13 protein-coding genes and 1 riboswitch are annotated in these 9,635 nt (G+C 62.3%); of the genes, 7 read left to right on the top strand and 6 right to left on the bottom strand.

The genetic code is table 11. From position 1 onward, the window contains the following. Positions 1–26: 26 nt before the first annotated feature. Positions 27–410, top strand: a complete 384-nt coding sequence (locus RWT78_RS24755) for a metalloregulator ArsR/SmtB family transcription factor (protein WP_003944457.1) — start codon at positions 27–29, stop codon at positions 408–410. A gap of 11 nt (positions 411–421) precedes the next feature. Beyond that, positions 422–853, top strand: a complete 432-nt coding sequence (locus RWT78_RS24750) for a Fur family transcriptional regulator (RefSeq protein WP_003944514.1) — start codon at positions 422–424, stop codon at positions 851–853. A gap of 5 nt (positions 854–858) precedes the next feature. On the opposite strand, the gene RWT78_RS24745 is transcribed toward RWT78_RS24750, so the two are convergent. Genes RWT78_RS24745 through recO form a run of 3 tightly spaced genes read right to left on the bottom strand, consistent with a single transcriptional unit; the run spans position 859 to position 2,868 of the window. Further along, entirely contained in the window at positions 859–1,281 is a 423-nt protein-coding gene (locus tag RWT78_RS24745; protein ID WP_019749000.1) for a YbjN domain-containing protein, read from the bottom strand. Further along, on the bottom strand, positions 1,278–2,096 hold the full coding sequence (locus RWT78_RS24740) for an isoprenyl transferase (RefSeq protein WP_003944543.1): 819 nt from the start codon (positions 2,094–2,096) through the stop codon (positions 1,278–1,280). Before RWT78_RS24740 ends, RWT78_RS24745 begins: the two co-directional genes overlap by 4 nt. Beyond that, positions 2,053–2,868, bottom strand: a complete 816-nt coding sequence (gene recO / locus RWT78_RS24735; RefSeq protein WP_029255636.1) for a DNA repair protein RecO — start codon at positions 2,866–2,868, stop codon at positions 2,053–2,055. Before recO ends, RWT78_RS24740 begins: the two co-directional genes overlap by 44 nt. A gap of 96 nt (positions 2,869–2,964) precedes the next feature. Between recO and RWT78_RS24730 the strand changes: the two genes are divergently transcribed. After that, the gene (locus RWT78_RS24730) at positions 2,965–3,714 is read left to right on the top strand and encodes a TetR/AcrR family transcriptional regulator (RefSeq protein ID WP_314681604.1); all 750 of its coding nucleotides are present in this window, start codon (positions 2,965–2,967) and stop codon (positions 3,712–3,714) included. Here the strand turns inward: RWT78_RS24730 and RWT78_RS24725 are convergent. Both RWT78_RS24725 and RWT78_RS24720 read right to left on the bottom strand, forming a co-directional pair. Continuing rightward, on the bottom strand, positions 3,711–4,700 hold the full coding sequence (locus tag RWT78_RS24725) for a diiron oxygenase (RefSeq protein ID WP_003944493.1): 990 nt from the start codon (positions 4,698–4,700) through the stop codon (positions 3,711–3,713). The genes RWT78_RS24730 and RWT78_RS24725 overlap by 4 nt on opposite strands. 103 nt (positions 4,701–4,803) lie before the next feature. Next, positions 4,804–5,244: a DoxX family protein gene (locus RWT78_RS24720; protein ID WP_314681601.1), complete on the bottom strand. Its 441-nt coding sequence runs from the start codon at positions 5,242–5,244 to the stop codon at positions 4,804–4,806. Between the two features lie 138 nt (positions 5,245–5,382). Further along, a riboswitch (TPP riboswitch) is annotated at positions 5,383–5,476 on the top strand. A gap of 17 nt (positions 5,477–5,493) precedes the next feature. On the opposite strand from RWT78_RS24720, the gene RWT78_RS24715 reads away from it, so the two are divergent. Beyond that, positions 5,494–6,258, top strand: coding sequence for a 3-oxoacyl-ACP reductase (locus tag RWT78_RS24715; RefSeq protein WP_314681610.1), 765 nt, complete (start codon positions 5,494–5,496; stop codon positions 6,256–6,258). Then, positions 6,258–7,538: an LLM class flavin-dependent oxidoreductase gene (locus RWT78_RS24710; RefSeq protein WP_003944508.1), complete on the top strand. Its 1,281-nt coding sequence runs from the start codon at positions 6,258–6,260 to the stop codon at positions 7,536–7,538. Before RWT78_RS24715 ends, RWT78_RS24710 begins: the two co-directional genes overlap by 1 nt. Here RWT78_RS24710 and dinB read toward each other — a convergent pair. Beyond that, entirely contained in the window at positions 7,535–8,833 is a 1,299-nt protein-coding gene (gene dinB, locus RWT78_RS24705; protein ID WP_080552815.1) for a DNA polymerase IV, read from the bottom strand. The two genes, RWT78_RS24710 and dinB, sit on opposite strands and share 4 nt — an antisense overlap. A gap of 122 nt (positions 8,834–8,955) precedes the next feature. Between dinB and RWT78_RS24700 the strand changes: the two genes are divergently transcribed. Together RWT78_RS24700 and RWT78_RS24695 are read left to right on the top strand one after the other, a co-directional pair. Further along, positions 8,956–9,417, top strand: coding sequence for a MarR family winged helix-turn-helix transcriptional regulator (locus RWT78_RS24700; RefSeq protein WP_003944547.1), 462 nt, complete (start codon positions 8,956–8,958; stop codon positions 9,415–9,417). Then, a partial coding sequence (locus tag RWT78_RS24695; RefSeq protein ID WP_314681597.1) for an alcohol dehydrogenase catalytic domain-containing protein occupies positions 9,414–9,635 on the top strand: 222 nt, incomplete at its 3' end. The genes RWT78_RS24700 and RWT78_RS24695, both read left to right, overlap by 4 nt.

The raw sequence follows: 9,635 nt of genomic DNA, 5'->3' as shown, positions 1-9,635 counted from the left end.
GATCTACCCCTCGAAGGAGCCTCGCTGTGAGCATTGCGGATACCGGCGATCTCCACAAAAGCCATGATCATTCCGACCTCGGACACACGCACGACCCGTTCGAAGCCGCACCGCCCGCGCCCGTGCCGCCCAAGGAAACCCTGGCGGCAGCCGGCGAAATTCTGCGGGCGCTCGCTGCACCCGTTCGGATCGCGATCGTGCTTCAGTTGCACGAGTCGGAGCGTTGCGTTCACGAACTCGTCGGAGCTCTCGGTGTCACTCAGCCACTCATCAGCCAGCATCTGCGCGTACTCAAAGCAGCGGGCGTCGTCCGCGGCGAACGCAACGGACGAGAAGTTCTCTATCGACTCGTCGACGATCACCTTGCACACATCGTCGTCGACGCTGTCGCCCACGCCGAAGAAGGATGAGATTCCACCGCATGAACACCCCGGGCAGTACGACCTCGAAACGTGGACCGGCCACAGTCGGCGTTCGTTCCACGAAACAGCGCAGCGCCATCTCCGCCCTGCTCGACGACATCGACGAATTCAAGTCGGCACAGGAATTGCACGACGAACTGCGCAAGCGAGGTGAAGGCATCGGCCTGACCACCGTCTACCGCACGCTGCAGGCACTCTCCGACGCCGGAACCATCGACGTCCTACGCACCGACACAGGTGAGTCCGTCTACCGACGCTGCTCCTCCGGGCACCACCATCACCTGGTGTGCCGCAACTGCGGATTCACCGTCGAGGTCGAGGGCCCGACGGTCGAGCAGTGGTCACAGACCATCGCCGAGGACAACGGTTTCACCGAAGTGAGTCACACCGTCGAGATCTTCGGCACCTGCCGCGACTGCGCCGCCGCCTGAGAGCGTCAGGGAATCAAACCCTGCCGGGCGGTATCGGCACCGGTGAGCGCCAGTAGCAACATCGTGGTCAGTGCCTCGTCGTCCAGTCCGGCGGCAGGGAACGTGTAACGCAGGATGACGTCCGCCAGACTGCCGTGGCCGAACACCGCGATGGAGCCGAATTGGATGGTGCGATTCCGCTCGGCCACCTTGCGATGCAGTGCCGCGCTCACCGGTCGGTCCCATGCGAGAACACACGTCATGGACAGCACGTCCAGACCCTCGGACAGATTCATCGCCTGGATGGAACACAGCGCGCCGGAGTACTGGAAACCCAGTGATCCGTCGGCAGCCACATCGACCGTCACGAAATGCGCGAGCGAGGCGGCCGCGCGTTCTTGTAGGCGGGCTGCTTCGTCGGTGGTGTCGGTCATGTTCTCCCCTGTCATTTGACGCCACCGAATCTACGGTCACGTGAGGCGTACTCGACGCAGGCGGCCCAAAGGTCGCGGCGGTCGAAATCGGGAAACAGCTTCTCCTGGTACACCATTTCGGCGTAGGCGGATTGCCAGATCAAGAAATTGGACGTCCGCTGTTCCCCCGACGGACGCAGGAAGAGATCGACGTCCGGCATGTCGGGTTCGTCGAGGTACTTGGCAACCGTCGCCTCGGTGATCTTGTCCGGATTGATCTCACCGGCCGCGACACGCTTCGCGATTTCCTTTACCGCATCGGCAATTTCGGCCCGGCCGCCGTAGTTCACACACATGGTCAAGTTCATGACGGTGTTGTTCTTGGTCAGTTCTTCGGCGATCTCGAGTTCCTTGATCACGCTGGCCCACAGGCGCGGCTTACGACCGGCCCAGCGAACACGCACACCCATTTCGTTCATCTCGTCGCGTCGGCGGCGGATGACATCACGGTTGAAGCCCATCAGGAATCGAACCTCGTCGGGACTGCGCTTCCAGTTCTCGGTGGAGAAGGCGTAAGCGGAGAGCCACTCGACACCCATCTCGATGCACCCGCAGACGGTGTCCATCAGGACAGCTTCGCCGCGTTCGTGCCCGGCGGTTCGGGGCAGACCGCGCTCCTGCGCCCATCGTCCGTTGCCGTCCATCACCAAAGCGACGTGGCGCGGGATCAGTTCGGTTTGCAGAATCGGCGGGGTCGCCCCGGACGGATGTGGGTCCGGTGGTCGGATCACCCGGTCAGCAGCAGAATCAAGCGGAGTTCGCGGTTCGCGTCGTCGAATCACGTGTTCCATCCTGCCTCACGGGCAAGTCGACCTCGACGGCTGCATGCGGCCTCGAACGCTCGATCAGCGGCAACGTCCGCAATTGGCGCTCGAGATGCCACTGCAGGTGTGCCGCGACCAGTCCGCTGGCTTGCGTCCGCAACGTCGCGGGCGCCGAATCGGTACCCTCCCACTCCCCTCGGAGCAGGGCTTCCATCAAGTCGAGCACTCCGGGCGACGGCGTCGCAGCACCCGCCGGGCGGCAATAGGTACACACGGCTCCGCCTGCGGCGACATGAAAGGCCCGGTGCGGTCCAGGAGCACTGCAGCGGGCGCACTCTTCGAGGGCAGGCGCCCAACCCGCATAGCCCATGGCTCTCAACAAGAACGCGTCGAGCACGAACTCGACTGGTCGTGCCTGCTCGGCGATCGCACGCAGTGCTCCCACCGTCAATCGCTGAAGCTGCGGGGCCGGCGCGCGTTCCTCGCCGGCCAACCGCTCGGCAGTTTCGAGTACGGCGCAGGCCGTGGTGTACCGGCTGTAGTCGTCGACGATGTCGGTGGCGAATGCGTCGACCGTCTGCACCTGAGTGATGATGTCGAGATTCTTGCCCGGAAGTAGTTGCACGTCGATGTGAGCAAACGGTTCGAGTCTGGCACCGAATTTGGAGGTGGTTCGGCGGACACCTTTGGCCACGGCACGTACCAACCCGAACTGACGGGTGAGCAACGTGACGATGTGGTCGGCTTCGCCCAGTTTGTGCAGGCGCAGCACCACCGCCGTGTCTCGATACAACCTCACTCGACCAGTGTCCCACGTTGTACCGACGACCGATCCCGATGCCGCGCCCGATGACAAGTCGGAAACACGGCAGGTCCGTCCGGATAGACTGGCGCGATGCCGAGCGACGCAATTGTGCAACCTGTCACTGCAGAGTTGACCGGTCGCGAAGCGCGGTGGGAGCGACACAACTCCGAGCGTCAGAAACGGATACTCACCTCGGCGGTCGAACTGATCGAAGAGCGTGCGGCAGGTGCCGAGGTGTCCGTCCAGCAGATCGCCGATCGTGCCGGCCTCGCCAAGTCGGTGGTGTACCGCCAATTCAGCGGCCGAGACGACCTCGATCGACGAGTGCGAGCGTTTGTGCTCGGCCAATTTGCGGCGGCCCTGGATGCTTCGATGAGCATTTCGGTAGGCACTCTCGACCAGATCTTGACCCGAACCATCAGCGCCGTCGCCGAGTGGATCACCGAGCATCCGCGGATTCACGAGTTCATGGGTACCGGCCCCACCGACTACGACGACGAGAGCATCGACGCGATCAGCAGTCTGAAGGCCACAATCGCCGACTCCGCCCGCACCACTATCACCGAAGTCGGTCGATCCGTGGGGATCGACTCCTCACCCTTCGATTCACTACCGTTCGCAGTGGTGACAATGGTCGAGGGCACGCTCACCCACTGGGTCCGAAGCACCGATCCGAAACCGAGCCGCGAAGAGATCGTCGCCGACCTCGCGAAATACACCTGGTACATGTTCGACGGCGTTGCCCGCTCGAGCGGACTACAGATCGATCCCCATGCCGAATTGTCCACGCTCATAGCCGAGCTGGTGTCCTCCGACGGAGCAACTTCGCGGCCGGACTAGATCCGGGTCTTGTCGGAACGCTTCGGCTCCCCGCGGTAGCGGGCGTAGTCGCCGTCGATGCGCAGCTTTCGCCACGCACGCTTCGACACCGGATTCATCAATCCGAGTTCGTCTGCCAGGGCTCGCATTTCACCGAAGTAGTTACCCAGGATGCGGCGTGAATGCGGGCTCCCCCAGAAGGCGCTCTTCATCACCTCGTCCGGGATTCCGAATTCTTCGGCGAATTCCTTTGGCGGTGACATGATTTCACCCGCAAGCCAACGCATCGCGCCGGGGAAGGCGACCGATGTGATGGCTCGACTCGTACGACTGAGTCTGGGGACGTGATTGCGCAGGAACTCGTGAGCAAACGAGATGTGTCTCGCTTCTTCGGCGATGTGAATCTCCATGGTGCGGAGCATCGCCGGCGGCGTGTCCTTACCCTCACGGATGAGATCCTTCTGGAAGTGGTCGATCGGTTCTTCACCAGCCAGAATGCCGATGAAGAAGATGACCGGGAACTTTGCTCCCAGCACTCCGATGATCGGCGACAGCCGCCGGAACATCGGACGCATACCCGGCACGTCGATGTCCATGCGATTGACGAGTTCCTGGAACATCTGGATGTGATTGCACTCTTCGGTCATCTCGTGCAGGCAGTACCGGAACTCAGGCGACTGGTTGGGTAGCGCCATGATGTATTGCAGCATTCCCCGGATCAAGATGCTCTCGAAAGCCGAACCCACCTTGGTCACGTTCGCCTGACGCCACATTCCCATGGCGATTCGACGCTCCAACGACTGATCCTGGTACCACTGCGTCGCCCCGAGGGGGTCCGACACGGACGAGAGCACCCATCTCGGATCATGCGGATCGATCGCGAACTCTGGTGAATCCCAGTCGATGTCGAGATAGGGATCGAAACTGCGGGCAACCGAGCCCTCGGACAAAGTCTGCAGTACCTGGTGGTACGGCTTTTCCACTTCGATCGACGCTGACCGAGCCATCGGTGTCTCCTCACGGCCAGTCCGTCGATTGCAGTCGACGGACTTGAATGAGGTCAAACATAATGGGACACCGCGTCCCACGCAACCCCCTCGGGGGCCTATTTCAGGCCCGACGCAGCGGGATGATCTCGCGAACCTTCTCGTCCCGGAGATACAGTCCCGCCCACATGACGATTCCGGTGTAGACGGCAAACAGGGTCGTGCTCAGCAGAGGCTGTTCAGCTCGAAGGTTGGTCAACACCGCTCCCCCCAGGTAACCGGTGAGCAGAATCGCGCCGAGTATCGACGTTCGCGGAATCACGTACAGCGCAAGGCAGATCAGTTGCACCACCCCAGCTTTCAATGCCAGCGAGTCCGGCAACCCAAGTTCAGCCGACGCATCCTTGACTGTCTGAAGGTTGAGAATGTGGATGATGCCGTCGAAGAGCATGAAAACGACGAACAGCCCACTCAGGACGTATCCGAGCTTGCGAGCCGTGGCCGAAGGTGTCGTCGTCGTGGCGTTACCGGAAACAGTTTCGTTGTGGACGGGCTGGGTGGTCATCGGAATCTCCTGGGGCGAAGGCGAGCGGCCGGTTGCCACTTCGCTTGCAATTACGACTCCCGAGCGATCGAAAACTCATCGCGCCGGCCGTTACAACGCACCCGGCGTTCAGGACGATTCACCTCACGTGGTCTGATGGACGGTGACACGGGGTGCCGAAAAAGTCGGCTGAGATCAGACCCGATGAACCTGACCAGTTAGCACTGGCGGAGGGATGTCGACGTGACCGAACAGCAATTTCAGCGCGCATTGAACCTCGACGAGCAGATCGTTCTGATCACCGGTGGCGCCCGCGGGCTCGGCGCCGCACTGAGCCGAGCATTCTCCCGCTCGGGGGCCCGGGTAATCGTGAACTACAACAAGAGCCGTGACGCCGCTGAGACCCTGGTCACCGAACTAGGTGAGGATCGTGCCTTCGCAGTCCAGGCGGACGTGACGGACCGCAGTTCCGTCGACCAGTTGTTCTCCGCTGCACGCGAGCGATTCGACGCACCGATATCGACCGTGGTCGACAATGCACTCGTCGACTTCTCGTTCAACGGCGACGCCCGGCCGAGCGCGGACACGATCACCTGGGCCGACTTCGACTCTCAACTACGCGGAGCCGTTGCCGGCACACTCAACACCACCCAGGCAGCCCTCCCCGGCATGCGCGAACTCGGATTCGGCCGAATCATCACTGTCGGAACCAATCTGGTCCAGAATCCGGTAGTTCCGTACCACGACTACACCGCTGCCAAGGCCGCACTGTTGGCACTGACACGGACACTGTCCGCCGACCTCGGTCCGGACGGGATCACAGTCAACATGGTCTCGGGCGGCTTGCTCCGCACCACCGATGCGAGCGCCGCGACACCGGAAGCCGTCTTCGACATGATCGCGGCAAGCACTCCCCTGCGCCGAGTCACCACGCCGGACGAATTTGCCGACGCTGCACTCTTTTTCGCCTCACCATGGTCACGGGCCGTGACCGGTCAGAACCTGGTTGTCGACGGCGGACTCGTCAAGAACTGATGGGCGCACAGCTGCGGATAGGTGCGTTCCTGCTCGGGTGCGGACATCACAGTGCGGCATGGCGTCATCCCGACTCACCGGTCGAAAGTCTCGGCGACATCACGTATTACGAGTCGCTCGCCCAGATCGCCGAACGCGGCAAGCTGGACGCCGTCTTCTTCGCTGACGGTCACAGTGTTCGCGAACCCGAGTCGGGTGCGTCGTGGTTTCTCGAGCCGATCACCGCATTGACTGCCATGGCACGAGCGACAGCGGACATCGGCCTGGTGACCACCATTTCCACCACTTTCTACACGCCGTTTCACGCGGCGCGACTGTTGGCCTCGCTCGACCACATCAGCGGCGGACGGGCCGGCTGGAACGTCGTGACCTCGATGTTCGACCAGGAGGCGCGCAACCACGGACTCGAGGCGATGCCCGATCATGCATCCCGATACGAACGAGCCGACGAATTTGTCGAAGTGGCCCTCGCATTGTGGGATTCATGGTCGGAAGACGCGCTGATTCTCGACCGGTCGGGGCGTTTTGCCGACGCAAACAGGATTTCTCGAATCGATCACGACGGCAAACATTTTCGGGTGGACGGGCCGTTGACGGTTCCGCGCTCCCCGCAAGGCCGGCCGGTGTTGTTCCAGGCCGGGGCGTCCGAGCAGGGTCGCGATCTGGCGGCGCGTCGCGCCGAGGCAATCTATTCGGTTGCCTACGACTTACCCAGCGCACAGACCTACTACGCGGACGTGAAATCGAGAATCGAGCGAGCCGGCCGGGATTCGAGTTCGGTCGCCGTGATGCCGGGACTGGTCACCTACGTCGGCAGCACCGTCGCCGAGGCCAGGGCGAAGAAGGCCGAACTCGATCTCCTGCTGCCCACCGAACAGTCGATACGCCAACTCTCGTTGTTCACCGGACAGGATTGCGAGAACTGGGATCTCGACGGGCCCGTGCCCCCGTTGCCTCCACTCGAAGCGTTCACCGGGCCGCAGGGCCGCTACGCCACTATTTTGCGGATCGTCGAGAAGGACGCACCGACTGTGCGGGAACTCCTCGGGACGCTCGCTGCGGGTGGTGGTCACGCAACGATGATCGGAACACCGGAGTCGATTGCCGACGAGATGGGATCCTGGTTGAACGGCCGCGGTGCCGACGGTTTCAATCTGATGCCGCCGACCTATCCGCAGGGTCTGGAAGATTTTGTCGATCACGTGATTCCGGTGCTGCAGGCGCGTGGGTTGTTCCGTCGCGAATACAAGGGAGCGACTCTGCGAGCAAACCTCACCTAGTCCGGCAGTAGCGGCACCGACAGGTCCGGATCGCGTCCCAGGAGCACTCCCCTCGTAAGGGCCGCGGAGCCGAACTTCTTCCGAACACTGTCCATTGCCGAGTCGAGGGCGGCAGTGTCCGGACCCGCGAATCCTGGACCGTCGAAGGGCAATTCGAGTTGTTCGGCGCCGTCCCGATCCAGGTTGGAGACAGCGACGCCGATCAACGTGATGCCCTTGTCCGCGATCATCGGTATCGCTTCGTCCAGCAGCACCATCGAGGCGTTCAGCAATTCCGCTGTGTCGGCGGTGGACCGGCGCAGCGTGTGAGATCGAGTTGCCCGCGTGAAATCCGCGAAGCGGAGCCGGAGCGTGACCGTGCGCCCCGTCCGCTGCGCCGAACGCATGCGTCGACTGACACGGTCGACAAGGGACATCAACGACGCATCGAGTTCTGCGCGGGGATGGGATCCGCGACCCAGCGCATGCTGAGCACCCATCGAACTGCGGCCACGATAGGCGCGGACGGGGCGCGGATCTCGATTGTGTGAGAGTGCGTAGAGATGGCGACCGGCGCCGCCCCCGAGAATCGAGACGATCGAGGATTCGTCGTGCCGCGCGATGTCACCCACCGTCACGATGTCGAAGTTTCGCAGCTTCTGGGCCGTGATCTTGCCGACGCCCCACAGCTTCTCGACCGGCAAGGGATGCAGGAACTCGGTCTCGCCCTCCGGCGGCACTCGCAGCAATCCGTCGGGTTTCGCGAATGCACTGGCGACCTTGGCCAGGAACTTGGTGCGTGCGATTCCGACCGTGATCGGTAGTCCGACCTGCTCGGCCACATCGCGTCTGAGGTTGGCTCCGATCTGCAGCGGGTTTCCCACGATCTTGGCGAGCCCGCCGACCTCGAGAAAGGCCTCGTCTATGGAGATTCCTTCGACCAGCGGCGACGTGTCGTGAAAGACGTCGAACACGTCTTTGCTCGCCTGCGAGTACGCCGACATTCGCGGAGGGACGACTATCGCCTGAGGACACAGTGATCGGGCCTGACCACCGCTCATGGCTGTGCGAACCCCGAACGCCTTGGCCTCGTAGCTTGCCGCCAAGACCACCCCACCGCCGACGATGACCGGCCTGCCGGCCAGAGTCGGGTCGTCGCGTTGCTCGACTGATGCGTAGAACGAATCGAGGTCCGCATGCAGGATCGTTGCGTCACCCGTGGGCCGACTACCGCCAGAATAGTTCCCGCCAGAACGAGTATCGCCGGGGTGCTCACCTGGCGTTTCTTGGTCCAGCGGTTCATATGACACGAACATATGTTCCCATGACCCACCGACACTGCGTAAGGTTCGGAAATAGATTCCATGGAATTAATCACGAATCGGGCGTACGGTGAACGAATGATTCCACGGAATGCATATCGGTTCGGAGTCTGCTCGTGACCAGATCAGCCCTGAGCAGGCACTTCGACAACCTCGTCCGCTTCGAAACCGAATTGTGGACGGCCGCCGACCAGCGACTCCGAATCGAGCACGACCTGCCGCTGAGTCGATTCGAGCCGATGCAGATCATCGACAGGCTCGGCTCCTGTCGGGTCTTCGACATCGCAGAGGCCCTCGCGATCACCGTCGGCGGCACGAGCAAATTGGTGGATCGGATCGAGTCCTCGGGGCACTGCCGTCGAAAATCCAATCCCACCGACAAACGATCCTCACTCATCGAGTTGACTCCCGAGGGCAATGAGCTGTTGCGGCGGGCGGAGGCAACGTTCGACGACGAATTGGAGCGCCGTCTCGGTTCCGTGCTGACGCCCGACGCTCTCGATCGGTTCGGCGCCACACTGGCCACGCTGCGTGAAGCCAACCGAAACCTGACACCGACCACGAAGGAAAAAGCATGACCGGCACAATGCGCGCAATCGTACTCGACGCCCCCGGCCCGCCAGAAGCATTGACTATCAAAGTGATTCCGATACCCGTGCCGATTGCGGGCTGGGTACTGGTCCGGGTGAAGGCTTTCGGCCTCAATCGATCCGAACTTCACACCCGCCTCGGCCTCGCCGAAGGCGTGACATTCCCGAGGGTGCTGGGCATCGAGGCCGTCGGCGAAGTGGTGAAC

The sequence above is a fragment of the uncultured Rhodococcus sp. genome (assembly GCF_963525155.1).
Classification (GTDB): Bacteria; Actinomycetota; Actinomycetes; order Mycobacteriales; family Mycobacteriaceae; genus Rhodococcus_F; species Rhodococcus_F qingshengii.
Note: the sequence above shows the minus strand (reverse complement) of the source record. Positions and strands in the feature narration are given on the sequence as shown.

Coding starts and splice junctions, on each gene's coding strand:
- RWT78_RS24750 (WP_003944514.1), top strand. CDS start 422: ATGAACACCCCGGGCAGTACGACCTCGAAACGTGGACCGGCCACAGTC.
- RWT78_RS24745 (WP_019749000.1), bottom strand. CDS start 1,281: ATGACAGGGGAGAACATGACCGACACCACCGACGAAGCAGCCCGCCTA.
- RWT78_RS24730 (WP_314681604.1), top strand. CDS start 2,965: ATGCCGAGCGACGCAATTGTGCAACCTGTCACTGCAGAGTTGACCGGT.
- RWT78_RS24725 (WP_003944493.1), bottom strand. CDS start 4,700: ATGGCTCGGTCAGCGTCGATCGAAGTGGAAAAGCCGTACCACCAGGTA.
- RWT78_RS24740 (WP_003944543.1), bottom strand. CDS start 2,096: ATGGAACACGTGATTCGACGACGCGAACCGCGAACTCCGCTTGATTCT.
- dinB (WP_080552815.1), bottom strand. CDS start 8,833: ATGTTCGTGTCATATGAACCGCTGGACCAAGAAACGCCAGGTGAGCAC.
- RWT78_RS24720 (WP_314681601.1), bottom strand. CDS start 5,244: ATGACCACCCAGCCCGTCCACAACGAAACTGTTTCCGGTAACGCCACG.
- RWT78_RS24710 (WP_003944508.1), top strand. CDS start 6,258: ATGGGCGCACAGCTGCGGATAGGTGCGTTCCTGCTCGGGTGCGGACAT.